The 23,053-nt window shown below is 59.9% G+C and carries 21 protein-coding genes and 1 pseudogene; 11 read left to right on the top strand and 11 right to left on the bottom strand.

Annotated features, from left to right (window positions below):
* The first annotated feature begins 16 nt into the window (after positions 1-16).
* The 5 genes from ACOZK9_RS00910 to groL all read left to right on the top strand — a co-directional run bounded on the left by ACOZK9_RS00910 (position 17) and on the right by groL (position 4,666).
* Positions 17-1,024: a DUF481 domain-containing protein gene (locus ACOZK9_RS00910; RefSeq protein ID WP_058414790.1), complete on the top strand. Its 1,008-nt coding sequence runs from the start codon at positions 17-19 to the stop codon at positions 1,022-1,024.
* A 125-nt stretch (positions 1,025-1,149) separates the two neighbouring features.
* A complete protein-coding gene (locus tag ACOZK9_RS00905) occupies positions 1,150-1,881 on the top strand; it encodes a HugZ family pyridoxamine 5'-phosphate oxidase (protein ID WP_152750543.1) in 732 nt (243 codons plus the stop codon).
* Between the two features lie 66 nt (positions 1,882-1,947).
* Positions 1,948-2,424, top strand: coding sequence for an FxsA family protein (locus ACOZK9_RS00900; RefSeq protein ID WP_058414788.1), 477 nt, complete (start codon positions 1,948-1,950; stop codon positions 2,422-2,424).
* Positions 2,425-2,672: 248 nt separating this feature from the next.
* Entirely contained in the window at positions 2,673-2,969 is a 297-nt protein-coding gene (locus ACOZK9_RS00895; RefSeq protein ID WP_058414787.1) for a co-chaperone GroES, read from the top strand.
* A 50-nt stretch (positions 2,970-3,019) separates the two neighbouring features.
* Positions 3,020-4,666: a chaperonin GroEL gene (groL, locus tag ACOZK9_RS00890; protein WP_058414786.1), complete on the top strand. Its 1,647-nt coding sequence runs from the start codon at positions 3,020-3,022 to the stop codon at positions 4,664-4,666.
* A gap of 80 nt (positions 4,667-4,746) precedes the next feature.
* Here the strand turns inward: groL and ACOZK9_RS00885 are convergent, their stop codons facing one another.
* Entirely contained in the window at positions 4,747-6,696 is a 1,950-nt protein-coding gene (locus ACOZK9_RS00885) for an LTA synthase family protein (RefSeq protein WP_421555105.1), read from the bottom strand.
* Between the two features lie 201 nt (positions 6,697-6,897).
* On the opposite strand from ACOZK9_RS00885, the gene colR reads away from it, so the two are divergent.
* The 5 genes from colR to ACOZK9_RS00860 all read left to right on the top strand — a co-directional run bounded on the left by colR (position 6,898) and on the right by ACOZK9_RS00860 (position 10,669).
* A complete protein-coding gene (colR, locus tag ACOZK9_RS00880; RefSeq protein WP_058414784.1) occupies positions 6,898-7,581 on the top strand; it encodes a two-component system response regulator ColR in 684 nt (227 codons plus the stop codon).
* On the top strand, positions 7,571-8,851 hold the full coding sequence (locus ACOZK9_RS00875) for a sensor histidine kinase (protein ID WP_058414783.1): 1,281 nt from the start codon (positions 7,571-7,573) through the stop codon (positions 8,849-8,851). Before colR ends, ACOZK9_RS00875 begins: the two co-directional genes overlap by 11 nt.
* A gap of 189 nt (positions 8,852-9,040) precedes the next feature.
* Positions 9,041-9,721 carry a class I SAM-dependent methyltransferase gene (locus ACOZK9_RS00870; RefSeq protein ID WP_058414782.1) on the top strand — a complete coding sequence of 227 codons (681 nt, stop codon included), beginning with the start codon at positions 9,041-9,043 and terminating at the stop codon, positions 9,719-9,721.
* Positions 9,722-9,725: 4 nt separating this feature from the next.
* Complete coding sequence (locus tag ACOZK9_RS00865) at positions 9,726-10,445, top strand: lipopolysaccharide kinase InaA family protein (protein ID WP_058414781.1); 720 nt, start codon at positions 9,726-9,728, stop codon at positions 10,443-10,445.
* On the top strand, positions 10,442-10,669 hold the full coding sequence (locus ACOZK9_RS00860) for a hypothetical protein (protein WP_122250648.1): 228 nt from the start codon (positions 10,442-10,444) through the stop codon (positions 10,667-10,669). The genes ACOZK9_RS00865 and ACOZK9_RS00860 overlap by 4 nt, the downstream gene beginning before the upstream one ends.
* A 79-nt stretch (positions 10,670-10,748) precedes the next feature.
* Here ACOZK9_RS00860 and ACOZK9_RS00855 read toward each other — a convergent pair whose 3' ends face one another.
* The 3 genes from ACOZK9_RS00855 to ACOZK9_RS00845 are packed head-to-tail and all read right to left on the bottom strand — an operon-like array spanning position 10,749 to position 14,384.
* Positions 10,749-11,846: a DUF1513 domain-containing protein gene (locus ACOZK9_RS00855; RefSeq protein WP_122250647.1), complete on the bottom strand. Its 1,098-nt coding sequence runs from the start codon at positions 11,844-11,846 to the stop codon at positions 10,749-10,751.
* A gap of 2 nt (positions 11,847-11,848) precedes the next feature.
* Entirely contained in the window at positions 11,849-12,913 is a 1,065-nt protein-coding gene (locus tag ACOZK9_RS00850) for an imelysin family protein (RefSeq protein ID WP_421555104.1), read from the bottom strand.
* Positions 12,914-12,944: 31 nt separating this feature from the next.
* Entirely contained in the window at positions 12,945-14,384 is a 1,440-nt protein-coding gene (locus tag ACOZK9_RS00845; RefSeq protein WP_421555103.1) for a di-heme oxidoreductase family protein, read from the bottom strand.
* A gap of 139 nt (positions 14,385-14,523) precedes the next feature.
* Here ACOZK9_RS00845 and ACOZK9_RS00840 point away from each other — a divergent pair, with 139 nt between their 5' ends.
* Positions 14,524-15,087, top strand: a complete 564-nt coding sequence (locus ACOZK9_RS00840) for an NAD(P)H nitroreductase (RefSeq protein ID WP_152747627.1) — start codon at positions 14,524-14,526, stop codon at positions 15,085-15,087.
* A 47-nt stretch (positions 15,088-15,134) separates the two neighbouring features.
* Here the strand turns inward: ACOZK9_RS00840 and ACOZK9_RS27455 are convergent, their stop codons facing one another.
* From ACOZK9_RS27455 to ACOZK9_RS00810, 7 genes and pseudogenes are all read right to left on the bottom strand, one after another.
* Positions 15,135-15,890, bottom strand: a complete 756-nt coding sequence (locus ACOZK9_RS27455; protein ID WP_371918676.1) for a methyl-accepting chemotaxis protein — start codon at positions 15,888-15,890, stop codon at positions 15,135-15,137.
* 102 nt (positions 15,891-15,992) lie between these two features.
* A pseudogene (locus ACOZK9_RS27450) lies at positions 15,993-17,132 on the bottom strand (methyl-accepting chemotaxis protein); the annotation flags it as partial.
* A gap of 281 nt (positions 17,133-17,413) precedes the next feature.
* Complete coding sequence (locus ACOZK9_RS00830) at positions 17,414-17,815, bottom strand: YbaN family protein (RefSeq protein ID WP_058414774.1); 402 nt, start codon at positions 17,813-17,815, stop codon at positions 17,414-17,416.
* Positions 17,816-17,913: 98 nt separating this feature from the next.
* A complete protein-coding gene (locus tag ACOZK9_RS00825; protein WP_421555102.1) occupies positions 17,914-18,522 on the bottom strand; it encodes a biliverdin-producing heme oxygenase in 609 nt (202 codons plus the stop codon).
* Between the two features lie 140 nt (positions 18,523-18,662).
* A complete protein-coding gene (locus tag ACOZK9_RS00820) occupies positions 18,663-21,227 on the bottom strand; it encodes a TonB-dependent receptor (protein ID WP_421555101.1) in 2,565 nt (854 codons plus the stop codon).
* A 116-nt stretch (positions 21,228-21,343) separates the two neighbouring features.
* The gene (locus ACOZK9_RS00815) at positions 21,344-22,312 is read right to left on the bottom strand and encodes a FecR domain-containing protein (protein ID WP_172979761.1); all 969 of its coding nucleotides are present in this window, start codon (positions 22,310-22,312) and stop codon (positions 21,344-21,346) included.
* 74 nt (positions 22,313-22,386) lie between these two features.
* On the bottom strand, positions 22,387-22,905 hold the full coding sequence (locus tag ACOZK9_RS00810) for an RNA polymerase sigma factor (protein ID WP_058414770.1): 519 nt from the start codon (positions 22,903-22,905) through the stop codon (positions 22,387-22,389).
* Positions 22,906-23,053: the final 148 nt, after the last annotated feature.

Genomic DNA, 23,053 nt, shown 5'->3' with positions numbered 1-23,053 from the left:
AGCCCCGAATCCGCTTATGTTGTCCAGAACCCTGTTGTGCCTTGCTGTTTTCAGTGCCTCCACGCCGTTGATGGCTGACACCGTCTGGTTGAAGAACGGTGACCGCCTGACCGGCAAGATCAAGGTCTTCGACGGTGGCAAACTGCTGATCCAGACCGATTACGCCGGCGCAATTCCGGTGGATTGGAAGCAGGTCAAAACCCTCGAAAGCGACCAGGAGTTATTGGTCAGGCAGGACGCTTATTCCGGCGAGAAGGCTAAATCGCTGAAACCCGCGGATGACGGCAAGGTAGTGCTGGCCAATGGCGAGGCGCCCAAGACTGTGGAGTTGGCGAGTATCCAGCAGATTCTCAAGCCCAAGCCGGTTATTGAAGATTTGGTGTGGAAGGGCAATGTCGACATGGCGCTGGACTACAAGCGCGCCGATAAAGACACCAATGATTACGATGTCGACTTCAAGACCACCGCGCGTCATGGCCAATGGCGGCATACCGGCCAGGGCGAGTACAACCGCGAGTTTCAGGATGATGTGACCACGACTGACAACTGGGCACTGGAATATGACCTGGACCGTTTCCTTACCGAACATTGGTTCTGGCAAGGCCGATTGACCTACAAGCGCGACAAGGTCGAAGACCTGTCTCGCCAGCGCACCGTCGGTACCGGCCCGGGCTACCAGTTCTGGGATGATGAGCTGGGCGCGTTCTCCCTCGGCTCGCTGGTCAACCGCACCGATTACCAATACAGCGACGACCGCAAGACCAACTTCTATTCCCTGGCCATGAAGTGGAACTACAACCGCTACCTGATCGGCAAGAAGGTCGAATTCTTCACCAACGGTGAAGTGGGCAAACCACTCGCCGGGCCGGCTGATTACTCCCTGGATGCGGAAATGGGCCTGCGCTACAAGGTCACCGAGTGGGCGTCACTCAACCTTAAGGCGGAACGCGACATCATCAGTGGCGACTCGCAAAGCAACTTGAGCAAGACGCGCTATACCGCAGGCTTTGGCGTGGCTTGGTAATAAAACCCGACAAAACCTCGCGGGCCGCCACTGGCAACCTGCGCGCTTATTGATTACCTTGTGTTGAGATTGATTCCCATAGACATCCCAGGCTATGGGCGGTGCAATACCCAAGGAGTCATACGTTGAGCGCGCACGTTGCCAAAAACGCCCGAGAGCTGCTGCTCAAGGAATACCGTGGGGCACTCTCCACACTGTCCAAAGCCATTCCGGGGTTCCCCTTCGGGTCGGTGGTGCCATACTGCCTCGACGATCAGGGCCGCCCGATTATCCTGATCAGTCGCATCGCTCAACACACCCACAACCTGCAAAAAGACCCCAAATGTTCGCTGCTGGTGGGTGAGCGCGAGGCTGATGATGTGCAAGCGGTGGGGCGCCTGACGTACCTGGCCGAAGCCGAAAAACTCGAAGACGCGGGCGCCATTGAAGCGGCCGCCGAGCGTTATTACCGCTACTTTCCCGATTCGGCCAACTATCACAAGGCCCACGATTTCGATTTCTGGGTGCTCAAGCCGGTACGTCACCGTTATATCGGCGGGTTTGGCGCGATTCACTGGGTCGACCAGCTAACGTTGGCCAACCCGTTTGCCGGCAAGGTCGAGCGCAGCATGATCGAACACATGAACAGCGACCACGCCAAGGCCATCGCGCATTACGTCGCGCTGACGGGCTTGCCTGCCCGCGAACCCGCTCAATTGGCCGGTATCGACAGCGAAGGCATGCACCTGCGTATCGATCAATCCTTGCATTGGCTGCCGTTTGCCGCGCCTTGCAATACGCCGACACAAGTACGCGAAGCCCTGGTTTCATTGGCTCACGCCGAGGCATGGCCGAAAAAAGAGGCCGCTAACGCTTGAATTCACGAAATGGCGACGTCATCTAAGGTGGACTGGCAAGGCATTCTTGCGTTGAGGAACCATTTGATGCGCCCTTTTTTATTGCTCTTTCTGCTGTTCCCGGTGTTGGAGCTGTTCGTATTCGTCAAAGTCAGCAGCGCGATCGGCTTCTTCCCGGCGCTGCTGCTGATTATTCTCGGCTCGATGCTCGGCGTTCTGGTGCTGCGTGTCGCCGGCCTGGCCACGGCGCTGCGTGCGCGTGAAAGCCTGAATCGCGGCGAACTGCCAGCCCAGACCATGCTTGAAGGCCTGATGATGGCTTTGGCGGGCGGTCTGTTGATTCTGCCGGGCTTTGTCAGCGACGTTGTCGGTTTGGTCATGCTGCTGCCGATCACCCGCAAAGTGCTGGCGAACAAGATGCGTAAACGCGCCGAAGAGGCGGCTATTCGCCAGCGTGCGTTTGCCGATGACCTGCAACCGCGCGGTGGCCCCGCGCCGCGCCAGCCGCTGGGGCGTGAAGGTGATGTGATCGAAGGCGAGTTCGAACACCGCGACAGCAAATAACCCGCTTACTGGCACGGCACCTTCGGGTGCCGTGTTGCTTTTAACCACCGCAAAACACAAAAAAATTTACGCCGCGGCCCCTTGTAATAGGCGCATACGCCCTTATGTAACGGTCACCGCAAGGTTTCTGGTGGCGACACCAGACAGACTTCCGCGTTTCGCTTGGCGAAGCGCGACCGGCACCGCCGGAATACAAACCGCCGGTACTGATACCGGCCGATGAAAAACACAATTAGGAGAGATCGACAATGAGCAAGCTTCGTCCTCTGCACGACCGCGTCGTTATCCGTCGCAGCGAAGAAGAAAAGAAAACCGCTGGCGGTATCGTTCTGCCAGGTTCGGCTGCTGAAAAAGCCAACCACGGTGTGATCGTCGCTGCAGGCCCAGGCAAGACTCTGGAAAACGGTGAAGTGCGTGCGCTGGCCGTTAAAGTCGGTGACAAGGTTGTATTTGGCCCTTACTCCGGCAGCAACACGGTGAAAATCGACGGCGAAGACCTGCTGGTAATGGCTGAGAACGAGATTCTGGCTGTTCTGGAAGGCTGATTTTCCCGCTCATTTTCCCGTTACTCCAAAGTATTTAAGGATTATCGATCATGGCTGCTAAAGAAGTTAAATTCGGCGACTCCGCCCGTAAAAAAATGCTCACCGGTGTTAACGTCCTGGCTGACGCAGTAAAAGCGACCCTGGGCCCAAAAGGCCGTAACGTGATCATCGAGAAGAGCTTCGGCGCTCCGACCATCACCAAGGACGGCGTTTCCGTCGCAAAAGAAATCGAACTGGAAGACCGTTTCGAGAACATGGGCGCGCAGCTGGTCAAAGACGTTGCCTCCCGTGCCAACGATGACGCAGGCGACGGCACCACCACCGCTACCGTTCTGGCTCAGGCTATCGTCAACGAAGGCTACAAAGCCGTCGCTGCCGGCATGAACCCGATGGACCTCAAGCGCGGCATCGACAAGGCGACCATCGCCGTTGTTGCCGAGCTGAAAAACCTGTCCAAGCCATGCGCTGACACCAAGGCCATCGCTCAGGTCGGCACCATCTCCGCCAACTCCGACAGCTCCATCGGCGACATCATTGCCGAAGCCATGGAAAAAGTCGGTAAAGAAGGCGTGATCACCGTTGAAGAAGGCTCTGGCCTGGAAAACGAACTGTCGGTTGTAGAAGGCATGCAGTTCGACCGTGGCTACCTGTCCCCGTACTTCGTCAACAAGCCAGAGACCATGGTTGCCGAGCTGGACAGCCCGCTGATCCTGCTGGTCGACAAAAAGATCTCGAACATCCGCGAAATGCTGCCAGTGCTGGAAGCCGTTGCCAAAGCCGGCCGCCCACTGCTGATCGTTTCCGAAGACGTTGAAGGCGAAGCCCTGGCGACGCTGGTAGTGAACAACATGCGTGGCATCGTTAAAGTCGCAGCCGTCAAGGCTCCAGGCTTCGGCGACCGTCGCAAGGCCATGCTGCAGGACATCGCTGTTCTGACCGGCGGTACCGTCATCTCCGAAGAGATCGGCCTGAGCCTGGAAAGCGCCACCCTGGAAAACCTGGGCAGCGCCAAGCGCGTGACCATCTCCAAAGAAAACACCATCATCGTTGACGGTGCTGGCGTAGAGCAGGACATCCAGGCTCGCATCACTCAGATCCGTGCCCAGGTTGCCGAAACGTCTTCCGACTACGACCGTGAAAAACTGCAAGAGCGTCTGGCCAAGCTGTCCGGCGGCGTTGCAGTGATCAAGGTTGGCGCTGGCTCCGAAGTTGAAATGAAAGAGAAAAAGGCCAGAGTTGAAGACGCCCTGCACGCAACCCGTGCAGCCGTTGAAGAAGGCGTGGTACCTGGCGGCGGCGTTGCGCTGATCCGTGCTCTGGAAGCCCTGACCGGTCTGAAAGGCGACAACGCCGATCAAGACGTTGGTATCGCTGTGCTGCGCCGCGCTGTTGAAGCGCCGCTGCGTCAGATCGCTGCCAACTCCGGCGACGAGCCGAGCGTTGTGGTCAACGAAGTCAAGAACGGCAAAGGTAACTACGGTTACAACGCTGCGACTGGCGTCTACGGCGACATGATCGAAATGGGCATCCTGGACCCTACCAAGGTGACCCGTTCTGCGCTGCAAGCGGCAGCCTCCATCGGTGGCCTGATCTTGACCACCGAAGCTGCGATTGCCGACAAGCCTAAGGCTGAAGGCTCGGCTGGCGGCGGTATGCCAGACATGGGCGGCATGGGTGGCATGGGCGGCATGATGTAAGCCAGCCTTACCCAGCACTAAAAAAACCCCGCCTGCAGTGATGCAGGCGGGGTTTTTTTATGCGCCGTTTGGCTGCGACCTTAGCGTTCGCTCAGTTGTGGCACCGCGGCCTTTGTGCCTTTCCAGCTCAGCAACTGTTGCTTGAAGCCATAGCTGGCGGCCTGGTAGTAGGTAATTGCGCGTTGGATCAACGGGTCATCGCTGTCCACCCGTCGCTCCTGGCTTTCGCCCAAGGCTTGGTCGTGGCGACGCAAGCCCTGGCGCGGGCTGAGAATCGCCAGGTCGGTGCCGTCAAACAACCCCAGGTGCTGGTAGTTGCCGACCACCACGCGCGGTGGCAGCGGGTTGTCTTGCAACAGGTTGCGGCCAAAGAAGGTCGACTCGTAGCTCAGGTTGATCAGGCCCAGCAAGGTCGGCGCAAGGTCGATCTGGCTGGCCAGTTGCGCGCTTTCACGCGCATCGATCAGCTTGGGTGCATAGATGAACAGCGGGATCTGGTAGTTCTCGATTGGCAGGTCTTCCTTGCCCGCGCTGCCGGCGGTGTGGTCGGCGACAAACACGAAAATCGTGTTATCGAACCACGGCTTCTGGCGTGCTGCGTCAAGGAACTCGCCGATCGCGTGGTCGGTGTATTTCACCGCGCCGTCACGGCCATTGCCGGACTTTATATCGATGCGCCCGTCCGGGTAGGTGTAGGGGCGATGGTTGGAGGTGGTCATCAGTTGCAACAAGAACGGCTGTTGCTTGGCGTAATCAGCGTCGGCCAGTTTCAGGGTTTGCCGGTAAAGGTCTTCATCGGCCATGCCCCACGCGTTTTTGAAGGAGATTTCTGCTTCAGGCACGCTGCTCTGGTCTACCACCCGGTAACCGTTACCGCTGAAAAACGCGTTCATGTTGTCGAAGTAGCCGCGCCCGCCGTAGACGAACACGCTGTCGTAGCCGATGGCGCCGAGTTGTTGGCCGAGGCTGGCGAAACCGCTTTCACGGCCAATGCGCTTGACGATTGAGCGGCCAGGCGTGGGCGGAATCGCCAGCGTAATCGCCTCCAGGCCTCGGTCCGTGCGGGTGCCGGTGGCATAGAAGTTATTGAAGTACAGGCTCTGTTTGCGCAGGGCGTCGAGGTTGGGCGTGAGGTTGCGCCCGTCGCCATTGCTGCCCATGTATTTGGCGCTGAAACTTTCGATGGTCACCAGCACGATGTTGGGTTTGCGCAGCGTGCCCGGGTTATCAATGGCGCGGCGAATGTCCAGTGGGTCTGTGCCGATGAAACGAGCATTCGGTTCGCTGAGTTCAGCGCGTATTTGCTTGGCGACCACCGCGTCCGGCAGGCTTTTGTAAAACTGCGTGTAATCGAGCTCGTTGTTGCGGAAGGCCGCGAAAAACTGATACGGGCCGTTGCTTGCCAGTTCGTTTTTGTAGGCGTTACCGCCTTGGGCACGCGGGCTGTCCTGGCTGATCAGTTGCAGGCTGAGGCCAGCGACCACCAGCAGGCTCAGGGCGCTCAACAGGCGACCACGCATCGGCGGCAACGGCGCGCTCATCGCGGCATTAAAAGGTTTGCGCAGTGCTAGGCTCAAGACAATTGCGAGCATCGCCAGCAGGCTCAGCAGTTTGCCGATCGGGTACGACTCCAGCAGGTTGTTCAGCACCTCATTGGAGTACACCAGGTAGTCGACGGCAATAAAGTTGAAGCGCACGCCGAACTCATCCCAGAACAGCCATTCGGCCACCGAGGTAAACAGCATCGCGAACAGGCTGACGCTGAGTACCGCTTGCAGGAACCAGCGATGGCCACGGCGGCGCCACAACGCGGGCGGGCAGAGCAGCAAATACAGGCCCAGCGGCAACGCTGCAAAGGCCAAAAAACCCAGGTCATACAGCAAACCGACGCCAAACACCGGCAGCAGGTTGCCGTCTACTTCGTTGAGGTGGGTGATCAGCAGCACGCTGCGCGTGAGCAGGAAAATAACCAGCCAGGTGCTGGTGACGAGCAGCAGAAAGCGCATAGGCGCAGTTTTGAGAAACCCCATGTCCATGTTCCTTATATCGATGGGCGGTGATCTTCGGCCTGACACTGTAGTCAGTTTGTGAAGCTATAGTGAAAAACTTGTTGGTTTGTACAATAGGTTGAAAACCTGTATCGGCGGGCCTTTGAGGTCTATCCCTGAGCCCCGCTTGGCCTTAAGCTGCGCGAGCCAACACGGCGGCTACCGCGTACGGAGACACTGCCCATGCGAATTTTATTGGTTGAAGACAACCGCGATATTCTGGCCAACCTGGCGGATTACCTGGGGCTAAAAGGCTACACCGTCGACTGTGCGCAGGACGGTTTGTCGGGCCTGCACCTGGCCGCCACCGAGCATTACGACTTGATCGTGCTCGACATCATGCTGCCTGGCATTGACGGCTACACCTTGTGCAAACGCCTGCGTGAGGACGCGCGCCGCGACACGCCGGTGATCATGCTCACCGCCCGCGACCAATTGGACGACCGGCTGCAGGGCTTCAAGTCCGGCGCCGATGATTACCTGCTGAAACCGTTTGCCTTGTCGGAACTGGCCGCCCGCATCGAAGCGGTGCTGCGCCGTGCCCAAGGCGGCGGGCGCCGTGCCCTGCAAGTGGGCGACTTGACCTACGACCTTGATACGCTTGAAGTCACCCGCGAAGGGCGCCTGCTCAAGCTCAACCCGGTGGGCCTGAAACTGCTCGCGGTGTTGATGCAGAAGAGCCCGCACGTGCTGCGTCGCGAAATTCTTGAGGAAGCGCTGTGGGGCGATGACTGCCCGGACAGTGACAGCCTGCGCAGCCATGTTCACCAATTGCGCCAGGTCATCGATAAGCCCTTTGCCAAACCACTGCTGCAAACCGTGCACGGTGTGGGTTATCGCCTGGCCGAGGGTCGAGATGGAGTTTAAGCAAAGCCTTGCCCAGCGGATCATCATCGCCTTTGCCTTGATGAGTGCGCTGGTGGCGGGGGCGTTCGCCATGGGCATCGTTGCCACCGTGCACCTGGTGGAAGAAAAACTGATCTCGGCGGGCCTCGGTGGCGACTTGCAACGCCTGCTGTTGATGGACAGCGTTGAGGACTGGAGCCATCGCCCGGAGCCGGATCAACTGTTCTATTTCAGCGGCGGGCGTGGCGATTTCGAGCTGCCCAAAGATCTGCGCCACCTCGAACCGGGTTTTCATGAAGTGTTTCGCGAGGCGCTGTCGTACCACGCCATGGTCGAAGTGGTGGATGGTCGGCGCTATGTGCTGTTGCAGGACCAAAGTGATTTCGAAGAGCGCGAGCGCGTTCTGTTTGCCGTGGTGCTGGTGGGCTTCGTGCTCAGCTTGGCGCTGGCGGTGTTCCTCGGTTGGGTGCTTGCGCGCAAGGTGATGGCTCCGGTTGTGCGCCTGGCCCGCCAGGTGCGTCATCGCGATCAATTGCTGGGGTTGGCGCCGCCGCTGGCGCCGGATTACGCGGCCGATGAAGTCGGCGAGCTGGCGGTGGCCTTCGACGCCACGCTGGGCCGCTTGCGCCAGGCGTTGTCTCGCGAGCAATTGTTTACCAGTGACGTCAGCCACGAATTGCGCACGCCGTTGATGGTGCTGGCCAGTTCGTGCGAATTGCTATTGGAAAACCCGGCGATTGATCAGCGCGGCCGTAACCAAGTCGAACGGATTGCCCGTGCCTGCGAAGAGATGCGTGAACTGGTGCAAACGTTCCTGATGCTGGCCCGCGCCAAACACGATGATTCGGCGATGTCGGCCCAAGTCACGTTGACGCAGGTGGCAGAGGACTTACTCGGCATCTGGCGCGAGCCAGTTAAGCAAAAGGGCCTCGAACTGATTTACCAGCCGGGTGCGCCGCTGGATACCCGCTACAACACCACCTTCTTGCACGCGGTGATGGGTAACCTGCTGCGCAACGCCCTGCATTACACCGAACACGGGTTTATCCGCTTGACCCTCGAACCCAGCGGTTTTGTGGTGGAAGACTCCGGCGTGGGTATTCCCGAAGACAAGCGTGAAGCGATGTTCGAGCCTTTCGTACGCGGCAGCGAAAAACGCGGTGAAGGCCTGGGCCTTGGCCTGTCGCTGGTGCAACGGATCTGCGAAAGCCAGGGCTGGAGCGTCAGCCTGAGTACCATGGAGCCTAACGGCTGCCGTTTTCACGTCGAGTTGAGCCAGGTCAACCCCTGAACGTAAACCCTGCCACTACCCTGTGGCAGCTGCCGCGTTTTTCGGCGAAGATGGCCCCATGCCACCGCTTGTGTCTGTAAAGTCTTGAAATGTATGAGATTGGACAGGACAAGATTTTCACAACGAGTTGACCTGTCGATCACAGTTTGCTGCTTAAGGTTGTAGGCATCAGCTACTGGAGATCCGTTGATGCCTACCCCGATCAAGCTCGATTTTTCTGAAAAGTACGACGATCAGCACGCGAAGAATTATTTGCTCAAACATCAGGACAATCTGGCTCGCCGGTTGTCCCACAAGCGCGACGAGCAACTGGCACGCGGTGCGCTGGCCATGGCTGGCGAACCTGGCCTGGTGTTGGACCTGCCCTGCGGGGCCGGGCGTTTTTGGCCGCTGTTGGCTGAAAAGCCCAACCGTGTGATTATCGGCGCCGATAATTCGGCATCGATGTTAAAGGTCGCAACCACCGCTCAGCCTGCCGATGTGGTGAAACGGGTACGGCCTTTGCAAACATCTGCCTTCGATATCGATTTGCCCGATAATTCGGTCGACAGCATTTTTTGTATGCGCTTGATGCACCATATTGGTGACCCTGCGCATAGACTGACGATATTGCGGGAATTTCAGCGAGTTACGCGTGACAGCGTGATTCTTTCGCTGTGGGTAGATGGCAATTTCAAGGCCTGGAAACGCAAGCGTGCCGAAGTGAAACGTCGTAATAAAGGTGAGCAGGAAGGTTACCAAAACCGGTTCGTGTTACCGGCTGCTACTGTCGAGGCAGAGTTTGAGCAGGCCGGTTTCCGTGTTCAGGAATCCCTGGACTTCATACCGCTCTACGCCATGTGGCGAGTTTATGTCTTGCGCAAGAGGTAACAGGATGGCAATTGAGTGCGCAGTTGGCAGTCATGTAGCTCCCGAAGAACGATTTGATTTTTTTTGGCGCCAGCAGGGCGAGTGGGTCGAAGAACCCAATCGTCGACGTGGTGGTGAAAGCGGTGTGCAACGCGTGAAGAGCCCAAATGGTCGTTTGCTCTATTGCAAGCGCCAGACCGGCCATATCTACCGCAGTTGGCTGCACCCGTTTGGTCGCCCGACCGTGTTGCGTGAACGCGATGCCTTGAAAGGCCTGCGTTCACTGGATGTACGTGTGCCGGAATTGGTGTTTTGCGAGGCGCGTCGCGACCCTGAGCACCAATGGAAAGCGCTGTTGGTAACCGCGTCTCTCGACGGTTTCGACGAAATCGAAAACTGGTACGCCGCAGGTGGCCGTGAGCAGTATGGCGAGCAGGTACACGAGCGTGTACTGAAAGAGTTGGCGGGCACCCTTGCACGTATGCACAAGGGCCGCTGGCAGCATGGCTGCCTCTACATCAAGCATATTTTTGTACGCGTAACCGGCGAGCGCGATTCGGCCAACGTGGAAGTCGCGTTATTGGATTTCGAGAAGTGCCGTCAGCGTTTGACCGCTTATCGCGCGGCCTCCCACGACATGCTGCAACTGCGCCGCCATTCGTCGTGGAATGATACCGACTGGAAAAAACTGAGCTACTTTTATGAGACGGCGTTTGGCAGCGCTATCAAGGGTTTAACCAGATGAAGCTAGAAACAGCACGAGGTTTGTTTCTGGTCGGGGCGTTGGGCGTTGCAGCCCTCGCCCTGGCGGCGTGGGAACAACCTCGCACACAAGTGCTCAGTGCGGCGCAGGGTGGTGGGCAATGCCTGCTGCCGCGCATCGCCAAGGCCAGTGTGGTGGCCCAGCCTGATCATGACTTGTTGTTGTTCATGTTCGGGATGTCTCAAGGCATGCGGCCGCAGAGTTGATTAAAGCGTTGAAGATTCAAACCCCCTGAAAAGGCCTTGCGATGCGAGGCCTTTTTTTTGGCTGGGGTAAAGGATGCCGTCAGACCAGATGCAGATGGTTATCCCAAAACCCCGATGGCAACTCCAATGGCTTCGCCACCAGCGCTGTCTGGCGACAATCGTAAAAGCGGCAACGGCCTTGCCCTGAAGTCACCACAAACCCATCCTCGACCGCGCCGACGCCGGCACAGTCGGGCAAAGGCCCATCCAGCCGCAACTCACCACTGTCCATGTCCCAGATAAAAAAACGATTGCCGCGTGGCGCAGTCAACGCCACCAGCCGCAATTCACTGTGCACCGCGACGCTGGCGGTGTAGTGCCCCATCGCCTGCAACTGCGCGTCCGCCACCGCAAACGCCACAAACGGCTGCCCCGGCCGCTTGATCGCAAGCAACTCGGAACGCTCCTGCGACGGCCCCATGAACTGCTGCCCGGTAAGAATGGTGCCATCGCTGGCAATTCCCATATGGCGCACGCTGTTCATCTGCTGGCCCAACGTCTCCTTGCTGATCAGCGTGCCGTCACGTTGCATCAGCACCAGGCTCGGTTCCATGGCGTTGAGGTTCATCTCCACACGGCTTTCAGCCTCGGTGCGAATGCCGCCGTTGGCCACCACCAGGGTTTCGCCATCGGGCATCCACGACACTTGATGTGGCCCAATGCCGTGGGTAGATATTTCGCCGCTGTGCACCAGCCGTTCGCCCTCGAACCGGTATACGCCGAGCAAGCCACGGCCAGGGTCAGACGTGTCGTTCTCGGTGGCGTATAGCCAGTCGCCGCTTTTGTGAATGACCGCATGCCCGTAAAAATGCCGATTAGGCTTAGAGGTGATGGTTTGCAGCAGCGCGCCATCCCGCAGGTTGATCAGGTAACTCTCGGTGCCTGGGCGCCGGGCGACGAACAGCGCAATCGGCAGCGTCGGGTGGTTGATGATGTCGTGACAGCGCTGGCCAACTTCAGTGGCAAACACACGTTTGCCGTCCAGGCGGAAGCCGACAGCGTAGTGCTTGCCGTCGGCGTCATCGCGCGCCGACAGCAGCAGCGGGCCGTTGTCCTTTTGCTTGAAAAGCGTCCAGCCACCCAATGTGAGTGCACTGAGCAGCACGCTGCCAACGGCCAAAGCCTGTCGCCTGAGCATTATCAGTCACCGTCGTTGGCGTTAAAGCCCAGTTGGATGCCCAGCGCCTTGGCCAACTCACCTTCGTGTAGGCGGTGGACGACGTTAAGGCTGTCATAGAGGTCGTTGAGTTGCTGGCGCCCGGCATCGTCGGCCAACAATTCGTTGAGGGTGCGTTGGGTGCTGGCGAACAGTTTCAGGGAGGCGGCATACGCGGCGTCGATCTTGTCGGCCAGTGGCTTCTGGTCCGATGGCAACAGGCCGCGCAGGCCTTTGTTGTCGACCCCGGCCCATACGGTCTGGGCCGCCGCGAGGCTGGCTTGCAGGCTTTGCAGGGACGATTGGCTACGCCATGCATCGGCCTGGAACGGTTGCGGAATGCCCTTGGTCTGGCGGCCCATCGGCGTGCCGAGCTTTTTCTTCAGGGTGTCGAGTGCCGTCACTTGTACGCGCAACAGATCGGCGATGGCTTCGTGGGAATCGGCGTAGCGCTGGTTGGGAAACGTGGTCATCTGCGAGAGCATGCCGTCGGTGCTGTTCCAACTCGCCAGAATCTCTTCAGCCAGGGCCTTCTGACGCTCGCCGATGGCCATCAACAGTGGGCAGTAACGGGCCTTTTGGGTTGGCTCGGCGATGTCGGTCTTGGCGTCGTACAGAATGTATTCGTAGGCCGACAGGCCCTGCACCACCACGCTGGACTTGGCCAGGGCGGCGGCATCGATTTGCGGCTGGGCGCTGACCAGTTGCTCGACTTGGCGGCCCACGAGGTTTTTCTTGTCCGGCCAGAACTGCACTTGCCACGAGCGGTTGCCCTCGGCCAGCGGGCCAATCAGCAAGGGTTGCAACTCGGCCCAGGCCTTTTGCGCGTGGAGGAAGTCGGCGCGGGCGGTGTCCAGGCTCTGAGTGCCCTGGCAGTAGGCGAGGGCGCTGACCGCCAGTTGACGGTCGGCGTCAACCCAGCGGCTGTAGGTCGGTAGGATCACCTGCTTGGCGATGGCCGCCGAGGTCACCGCTTGCGGGTCCTGCGGCGAGCAGGCGCCGAGGGCGATGGCCGCCAGGCTGGTGAACAACAACTTGGGACGGAACATGTCGAGCTCCCTTCTGTAAGTGGGGCACAGCTTATAAAGAATTCAGGAACGCCAACAACGCAGCGCGCTGCTCGGCATTAAAAGACAACACGTGTTGCTGCGCCGGTTGCGCTTCACCGCCATGCCACAGCACGGCTTCCAGCAGGTTGCGGGCGCGGCCGTCATGCAAAAACTGGGTGTGACCACTGACGGTTTGCGTCAGGCCAATGCCCCACAACGGCGGGGTGCGCCAGTCGCGGCCAGTGGCCTTGAATTCGCTGCGGTTGTCCGCCAGGCCGGCGCCCATGTCGTGCAACAACAGGTCGCTGTAGGGGCGAATCACCTGGTTGGCCAGTTCGGGTTCGGCGGCATTTGCCGCCGTGGTGAAGGTCGGCTTGTGGCAGCCCTGACAACCGGCTTGGTAGAACAGGTTTTTCCCGGCCAGCACCTGCGGTGTGTCGACGCCACGGCGTGCCGGCACCGCCAGGTTGCGCGTGTAGAACAGCACCAGGCGCAGGATGTTATCGCTGACTTCCGGTTCGCCCTCGGGGCCATTGCCATTGGGCGCCTGTTTGCAGGCCAGCTGGGCGTCGGTGCAGTCATCAAACGGTCTCAGCGACGTGGTGAGGCCCATATCACCAGAGAACGCGTGAACATTTTGTTGATTGAGGTTGGGTTGCCCGGCTTTCCAGCCAAAACGCCCGAGTACGCTTTTGTGCTGCGCGTCATCCCAGACCCAGTTGGCGCGGCCGATGATGGCGTCTTTATCGGCGGTTTCGGGGTCGGTATTACGCAGCACATCGGCATCGGCAATCGCTTCGAGCAGGCCGAGGCCGATCATCGGCGGGGCGATGCGCGCAGAAAAAAGTGTATCCGGGTGCATCGGGCCGTAGCCGAGTTGGGTGATTTGCAGGTCCGGCTTGCGCAGCTCAACCACAGTACCGTCCTTGAAGGTCACAGTGACGGGTGTGTAGTCGACCCGCACTTTGCCTTCGGGCGCTACGCCAGGCACGCCCATGTCTTGCAACTGTCCGCCGTAAACCGGCTCGGGCACTACGCCGATCTGCTCGATAAGCTTGGCGTAGGGCGGCAGATCCGATGCTGGCGCGGGGATCGACAGGCGCACCAGCATCGACACTGCGTTGGGCGCATCGGGCAGCGGCGGATGGCCGCGGCCGTCCTTGATATGGCAGTTCTGGCAGGCGTTGGTGTTGAACAGCGGGCCGAGGCCGTCGCGCGCCGTGGTGGTGGAGGGCGCGATCACCCACGGGCTGCGAAAAAAACTGTTGCCGACGCTGAAATCCAGGCGGCGCGTGGGCGCAAGGTTGGCCGAGGGCAGGGAGAACGCATTCTGGTCGCGCTTGTTCACGGTCGTCGCGCCGCCGGCTCGCGCTTCACCGGGCTCTGCCTTGGTGAAGCGCGGGGCGTCGTCGCAGGCGGTCAGGCACAAGGCCATCAACGCTGCGGACAGGCGAAAAAGCGAACGGAACATCGAGTTTCCCGAGCGGAGGCGAAAAATCAGGCCGCAAAGTCTAACAGGGCGGGCCAGATTGAATAAGAGCAATTATCGTTTGGTGGAATCCGATTCATTCCCGCTAGAATGACCTCACATTTTTTTCTGGAGGTGGCCAATGCAGGCTCTCGACGCTTTGCTCAACCGTGTTTCCGTGCCGCGTTTGCTGGAGCCGGCGCCGACCCAAGAGCAGCGCGATGTGCTGTTCGCCGCCGCCATGCGTGCGCCCGACCACGGGCAGTTGCGCCCGTGGCGGTTCCTGACCGTGGAAGGCGCCGCGCGTGAGCAAATGGGCACGCTGCTGGCCGAAGCTGCGCGCCTGCACGACGCCCAAGCCCCGCAAGCCGCCATCGACAAGGCCCAAAACGGCCCGCTGCGTGCCCCGCTGGTGGTGGTGGTGATTGCGCGTTTGCAGGAGCACTTCAAAGTGCCCAAATCCGAGCAGTTACTGGCGGCCGCCTGTGCAGCCCACGGCATTCTGCTGGCCGCTTATGCGCAGGGGATTGGTGCGGTGTGGCGAACTGGCGAACTGTCCTACTCGGCCCACGTCGCCAACGGCTTGGGGTTGACTGCGGAGGAGCAAGTGATTGGCTTCCTCTATTTAGGCACGCCGCAGAACCCGCCGCGTACTGCGCCGAAAGAACAGCTGGCGCCGTTTGTTAAAGCCTGGACCGGGCTCTAAAAGGATTGTGGCGGGGGAGCAAACCCCCCTCGCCACAGCAGTCCGGTTTACACCTTGAATTGATCCATCAACTTCATCTGCTGGCTGGCCAACGCGTTGAGTTGGCTACTGACAGCCGCTGACTCGGTAGCCTGCCCGGTGAGGGTTTCGGTCACGGTGCGGATCGCCGAGACGTTGCGGTTGACCTCTTCGGCCACGGCGCTTTGTTCTTCGGCGGCGCTGGCGATTTGCAGGTTCATGTCGCTGATCACCGTCACCGCATCACTGATCTTGCCCAACGCCTGCACCGCTTGATGAATTTGCCCGGCATTGCTTTGGGCCTGCTGTTGGCTGGAATGCATGGTCGCAACCACGCCACGCGTGCCGCTTTGGATGCGTTCGATCACCAGGCGAATCTCTTCCACGGAGTCCTGTGTGCGTTTGGCGAGGTTGCGCACCTCGTCGGCGACGACCGCAAAACCACGCCCGCTTTCGCCTGCGCGCGCAGCTTCGATGGCGGCGTTGAGCGCCAACAGGTTGGTCTGTTCGGCAATGCTGCGGATCACTTCCAGCACCGAGCCAATTTGCTCGCTGTTAACCGCCAGCGCCTCGACTTCGGTGACCGCTTTGCTGACTTCTTCAGCCAGCGTGGTGATGTCGCGGGTGCTCTGTTCAATGATCGACATGCCTTCACGTGCCGACTGGTCCGCGCCGCGTGCCGCGCTGGCGGCGTTCGACGCGCTGCTGGCGACGTCATGCGCGGTGGCGCTCATTTCATTCGAGGCGGTGGCCACCTGGTCGATTTCGCGGAACTGCACCTGCATGCCTTCGCTGGTCTGGCGTGCGATGGCTGAGGATTGATCTGCCGTGGCGCGCGCTTCGGTGATGCTTTGCTTGATCTGCGCGATGGTCGGTTGCAGCTTGTCGAGGAAGCGGTTGAACCAGTTCGCCAGCTCGCCCAATTCGTCTTTTTTGGCGTAAGTCAGGCGCTGGGTGAGGTCGCCTTCGCCGCTGGCGATATTCTTCAGCATTGCGGCCACGTTGTTGATAGGGCGGGTCACGCCGGTAGCGGTCAGCCAGATCAACAGCAAGCCCAACAGGGCAGCAGCGGCGCCGACCAGCAATGCCTTGAGCGTGGCGGCGTCTTGGGCCTGGTTGAGTACCGCTTGCAGCTTTACGGTGTCCGCCAGCATCACGGCTTTTGACAGCTTGATCACCACGCCCCACGACTTGGCATCGGCAATCGGCTTGACCGGGTACACCGCGCGAATGGTGTCGTCCTGCTCGCGGACCTTGCGCGTATCGTTGGCTAACAGTTGCACGATCTCTTTGCCTTCAGCGCCAATGATGTCGCTGAGGTTTTTGCCGACTCTGGCCGGTTCGCCACTGTAGGCCGCGATCACGCCGCTGCTGGAGAGAATCTCTAAATGCGCGGCCCCGTCGAACAGGTCATTTTGTGCGTTGTCAGTGGTGGCTTGCAGCGCGTTGAGGGCGATGTCGACACCCACCACGCCGATAACCTTACCGTCCACCTGCAATGGCACGGAAATCGTGGTCATCAATACCGGTTTGCCGGCTACCGTGTCTTCATACGGTTCCAGCAGGCACGTAGCGCGGGTGTCGCGTGGGCAGGTGTACCAAATGTTGTAGGGCGTACCGCTGGGAGTGGGCGCGGTTTTGGTCAGGTCTTCTTCGACCATCACGGTGTTCAGGCCATCGCCGCCCGCACGACTCCAGTAGCTGGCGAAGCGGCCGCTCTGATTCGAAACGCGGGCTTTGTCGTCAACGAACTCGCTGTCCTTGCCATCCAGGGCATTGGGCTCAAATGACAGCCAAATGCCGAGTACCTTGTTGTTGCGTTCAAAGGCGGTCTTCAGGCTTTGGTTAAGTTCTTCACGCAGCGCGCCAGCGTCCAACCCACGTTTGGCGGCCGTAATGCGCAGCCCCTTGATCTGGTCGGCCAGGGCGGTGAGTGCGACGAGGTTTTCGCCAAAGTTTTTTTGCAGCTGTACCGCTTGTTCGCCGGCTTTGGCTTGCAACAGGTTTTGCACACTGGTGGTGAGCATTCGCGAGCTTGAATCGCTGACGAGGCGGTTATTTTTATCGGCCTCGTGCAGGTTGATGCCGACAATCAGTGCGATCACCCCCAACAGGCAAAGGCCGGACAGCAGCACGATTTTCAGGCGGATAGAGAGGGTGTCGAACATAGAGTCACTCGCGATTGGACTTTTCTAAAGGGCAAGCAGGGCGAGCCAAGTCCATTCGGCGCTATGTCTGAAACATCGGCGTAACAATATGTTTCGTGAGGAGAAGGCGATGAGCGGTAGCTAAATGCCTGCATGCAACGCTATGGATGGGCTGCAAGCCGTTCCGGGCGCGACCATATCCACAGGTTGCCGAGGCTCATGCCGGCAATCGCCAAGTAGATCGGCCAGCCGTGATTGAGCATCACCAGCATCAACCCGGCACACAGCAGCATGCTTACGGTGGCGCTGATTTTGGCGCGGCGCGCGATGATTTTGCCATTGCGCCAGTTGCACAGGATCGGCCCGAACAACCGGTGGTTTTCCAGCCAGGCGCTGAGGCGCGGCGAGCTCTTGGTCGCCGCCCAGGCGGCGAGCAGGATGAATTCGGTGGTGGGCAAACCCGGTATCACAATCGCGACCAACCCAATGCCCAGGCTGACATAGGCCAGCAGGCCAAAGAGGACCCGTGCGATTTTTGAGCTGGATTGGGTGTTGCGGGTCATGGGCTTAGGCAATGTGAAGGGATCAAAAAATCAATTTGAAAGAGTAGCCCAATGTGGGAGGGTTTGCTCCCACAGGTGGCCGCGTTTCAATCCGGGAATCAGGCCAGTTCTGGGCGCTTAGCGTACGCCTGTTCCAGCAGCACGGTGAAGCGCACGAACGCGTCGATTGCACCTTTTTCTACTGCGGCTTCTTCCTCGGCGTTGAAGTGCAGACCGTCGAGGGTACGCGTGAAGCGCTTCCAACCTTCGGCGCGACCACCGGCTGGCTCGCCCAGGTGGCGCGCGCCGAAGGTTTCGCTGAGGCCCAGGCCCACGGCGCGTTTGATCAGGAAGGCGGCGCCCAGCTTGGAGCCTTCGGACACGAACAGCCAGCCCAAGGCTTCGGCCTTGCCGGGGTTGTTTACGGCGCCGGCGACCGGAGCTGGCACGGCGGTGTGCAGGTCGGCGAGGTCCAGCTTGGCGGCGTCGGCGCGGCAGCGCTCGGCCAGGTCAGGCACGATTTTGATCAACTCCGGGTCGTTGTACAGCGCCACCAGCTCCGATTGGAGCAGGTATTGCGCGACCACAAAACGCGCGAAGTTGGCTTGTGTTTCAAACGGGGCGTGGGCCTTGACCAGCGCATCCAGCTTGGTGTGCGGCACGTGAGTGATCTGGTTCAGGCGCTGCGAGCGCAGGCTTGGGCGTTCTGCGGTATTGGAAGCGGTCATGAAAAGTCCTTTAGAAGGGGAGCGCCTTGATGCTCTGACGGGGTGCAGAGGGGTTATCAACTAGACGAACAAGGAGACGTGGCACAGTAAAAAAACCTCACCCCGCCGCTGAAAGGTCGGCGAGGGGAGTGTGGGTTTTATCAGATGTCCCAGATCACGTTGATCGCAAAGTTACGGCCGGGCTGGGTCAAACGGTCCAGGTTGGCCGGGCCGGTCACTGCCGCCTCGCCGACGCTGTCGTAGCTGCGCACGTCATCCCAGTTCCAGTACTTTTTGTCGGTGAGGTTATACAGGCCGCCGTTGACAGTGATGTCGTGGGTGACTTTGTAAAACGCCGTAAGGTCGAGGATGCCGAAGCCTGGGGTTTTGAACGGGCCGTCGGTGCTGCCGTCGGGCGCGTGGAAGGACGTGCTGTCGACGCGGTTCTGCTTTTTCACCAGGGTCCAGCTCAGCAGGCCGCCGTAATTGTCCTGATCGTAGCCCAGGCCGAACACACCCTTGAGCGGGTTGACGCTGTTCAGCGGCTTGCCGTTGGCGTCGTTGCGGCCGTAGGCGTACGAGACCGCGCCTTGGCTGTACAGGCCTTGCGGCGCACCGAATGCATCCAGGTTCAAGCGGCCCTTGGCCTCTGCACCCTTGATGGTGGCACGCTTGATATTGACTGCCTGGAACTGCTCGACGGTGCCGCCGACCACGGCGTTGTCTTCATCGATAAAGTTGCGGTACTTGTTGTAAAACACCGCGATGTCAAAGGAACCCGCATCGAACTTGCCGCGAATCCCGGTTTCGATGCCTTTGCTGGTTTCCGGCTTGAGGTCGGGGTTGGGCTCGACGGTGTAGCCCTGGTTGAGGTTTTCAAAGCGCCCGTACAGCGCCTTGGCCGATGGCGTGCGGAAACCCTCGGCGTATTGGCCAAACAGCGTGTATTGATCGGTCAGCGCATAGGTCAGGCCGAACTTTGGGGTCACGCGGTGCCAGGTTTTTTCCTTGTCGCTGACCGGTAACAGGCCGGTCGGGTCGACGCCGCTGAGAAATTCCTGCGTCAGCTTGGGTTTGAGCTGGGTGTAGTCGTAGCGCACGGCAGGCAGGAAGGTCCATTTGCCCCAGCTGATTTGGTCCTGCGCGAATAACGAATACGTGTTGATGGTCGGGTCCGGGAAATCGCTGACCTTCTTCACACTGTCGCTGGCTGATGGGCTGGGCGCGCCGATGGCGGTGCAACCGGCACCGACGGCGAGGCAGGTGGCCGATCCTTCGCGTGACCCGGTGACTTTTTGTTGCTTGAGGGTGGTGCCGTAGGTCACTTGGTGGTCGGTTTCGCCGAGGCTGAATGCCTTGTCCAACTGAGCGTCGAAGACCCACTGTTTTTCTTCGTAAAGCGTGTCGCGGGTGCGCAGTACACGACGGCCTGGCTGGTAGATTTCGGCAGTGGTCTGGTCGGTTTTGGCGATCTGGTAATTGAGGCTGGTTTTGATGCGGTCGGCGATCGGCGATTCAAGCGCCAAGGTGTTTTCCAGGCCGAAACGCTCACGGGTGATGGTGTCGTTACCGCGACGGTCACGATAAAGGTTGAAGCCCTGGCCACCGACGAACGGGCCGCCGACCGCGTTCTTCAAGTTGACGTCGCGATCATCCTTGTACTTTTCATAGGTCAAGCCCAAGCGATTATCTTCACCGTAATTCCAGCCCAACTTGGCCAGTACGTTGGTGGTGCGCGCATCTTCCGGGTTGGCGCCGGTGCGGGCCAGGCCCGTGGCGTTATTGCCGTCGTAGGCCTGCATTTCATGGCCGTTGCGCTGGCTCAGGTGCAGCAAACCGTCAACATCCTGCACACGGCCGGCGACGGTGCCAGAGGTCAGCCAACTTTCATCGGCCGAGCTGTAGCCGGTTTTCAGGCGGGCGCCGACGTCCTCGCCGGGCTTGATGATGTCGTCCGGGTCGAGGGTGAAATAGCTCACTGCACCGCCGATGGCGCTGCTGCCATACAGCGCCGAAGCCGGACCGCGCAGGATTTCGACGCGCTTGACGATTTCCGGGTCAACGTAGTTGCGGCGGGTCTTGGCATAAGGGCCGTTGAAGAAATTGTCGGGCACTTCTACGCCATCCACCTGCGTCAGAATGCGATCACCGTCTATGCCGCGAATGTTGTAGCCCGCGTTGCCGGAGCGGGTGCCGGCGCCGCCCACGGACACGCCGGGCTCATAGCGCACCAGTTCGCGAGTGGTGTTGACGGTCTGGCGGTCGAGCGCCTCGCGGTCATGCACGCTGACGGTGCTCGGCACGCTGTTGACGTCTTGCGCGTTACGTGTGGCGCTGATCGTGACTTGTTGCAGATTGAGGGTGCTGCCTGCCGCGCGTTTTTCCAGCACGATGTTGTTATTACCCAGTTTGCGGTAGCTCAGGTTGGTCCCCACCAACAGCCGGTCCAGGGCTTTTTCCGGCGACAACGCACCACGTACGCCAGGCGACGACACACCTTGGCCCAATTGCGCCGGCAAACCGACTTGCCAGCCGGTCACGGCGGTAAAGGCATTGAGTGCCGAGACCAGCGGCTGCTGCTCGATGCTGAAGGTGTAATTGCCGTGGCTGCGCGCGACGGGTTCGGCGGCGGTGGCAGCCATGGCTGGCGCGCTGGCCAACAGGAGGGCGGCGGTCAGCAAGGACAGCACGGGTGAAGAAGACCGGGGGTTGAAACAAGACGACATCGAGAGCGCTCCGGGGATACGAATCTTATAGGTGCGAACCGAATCAAATAGGAATCAGTTGCATTGGCTAAGACGAGACGTACCACCGACAGCTATCGAGTAAAAATAATTCTCATTTAGTTCAAGATGACCAGTGCCGGGTATTCCGACAGTTTGGCCGAGGTGATGTGCGCCAGCGAACGCACCACGTCCAGCGGCTGGTCGAGGCGATAATTGCCGGTGACGGCGGTGCTTGCGAGCGTGTCGTTGGTGTTGACGATCCAGCCGGGGTAGTAGCGGCGCAACTCGGCGAGCACTTCGCTCATTGGGCAGTTTTCAAACACCAGCCGACCCTGAACCCAAGCGAGGTCTTTGCTGGCGTCCAGCTTGGCCGGTGGCCCGAAGCCTTTGGGGCCGATGCGGATGCTCTCACCGGCGCTCAGGCGCACGCGGGCATCGTTGAAGGTGTTGCTCAGGTCGACATCGCCGCGCTGAACCTGCACTTGCGCCTCGCCGTTGAGGTAACGCACGGCAAAATCGGTGTCGCGCACGCTGGCACGCACCGGGCCGGCGTCGATCTCCAGCGGCAGGCCACGGTTGGCGGTGATTTCAAAAAAAGCCTCGCCCTGGTACAGCTTCGCGACGCGTTGGTGATCCTTGATGCTGCTGGAGAACGCCGAGTCGGTGTTCAACAACACCTTTGCGCCATCGTCCAACTGCACACGCTGGCGTTCGCCGACCACGGTGAGGTGGTCGGCCTGCAAACGCACGGGCAAATTGCTGAAGCTGAACAGGCCGAGCAGCAGCACGGCGGCGGTGGCCAGCGGTTTCCAATGCGGCTTGATGCGGCGCCAGGCTGAGGGCTTGCGCGGCGCGGCCAGGGCCACGGCGGCGCTGTGCACAGGCGCGCCACCCCAAGCCGCCTGGGCTTTGTTAAACGCGTGGGCGTGCGCCGGGTCGCTGGCCAGCCACGCGTCGAACTCGGCCTGCTGCCCGGGTTGCGGGCACTGCAAGACGATCAGCCAGTCGAGGGCCTGGTCCATAGCCGTGTCTTGCAACACCTCATGAGCCAGCTCATGGGGGCGCAGTTTATTCGGGTCGGTCACGGTGTTCCTCGGGTCTTCGCCACGTTTTATTGATCTTTCCTACAGGCTGGATCGATATAGCTGTCAGGTGAAGCTTAAGGCCGATCCAGGCGTTCGGCCACACCTACACAGATGGCCATGATCAATTTCAGTTCCTTTTGCACGGTGCTCAGGGACACTTGCAGTTGATCGGCGATCTCTTGGTAGCTGTAACCGTGCAGGCGGCTGAGGATAAAAATCTGCTGCTGGCGGGCGCTCAACTGGCCGAGGCTGACACTCAGGTGCTCAAGCAATTGCTCGGCCTGGGTGGCATCTTCCGGGGTGCTGACGGGGGCGGCGACGCTTTGCAGGATGTCCAGCGGCACATCTTCCTGCAGCGTGCGGGCTTGAATCCTGCGTGAGCGCAGGTGATCCAGCGCCAGGTTGCGCGCGGTTTGGTAGACGAAGGGTTCGAGGTGCTCGATCGGCCGCTCGCTGAGCGCTCGGGTGACGCGCAGGTAGGTCTCCTGCAGGAGGTCCTCGGCGGTGCTGTGGTTGTTCACCATCCGCTGCAAGGTGCGTAGCAGAATCACCCGTTGGGTGAGAAAGACTTGGTTAAAGCGGGATTGGCTCACAGTGATACCAGCTCGATTTGCAGTGAATGATAATGCTTATCATCAACGCAAATGGCAAGTGGCTATTCCTCTGAGCCTACCCAGGTGCAAGGGCATGCACATAACCCATGTGGGAGCGGGCTTGCTCGCGAATGCAGTGGTTCAGTCG

Source organism: Pseudomonas kitaguniensis, from assembly GCF_049199985.1.
GTDB lineage: Bacteria > Pseudomonadota > Gammaproteobacteria > Pseudomonadales > Pseudomonadaceae > Aquipseudomonas > Aquipseudomonas kitaguniensis.
This window is presented reverse-complemented; position numbering and strand designations above follow the sequence as displayed.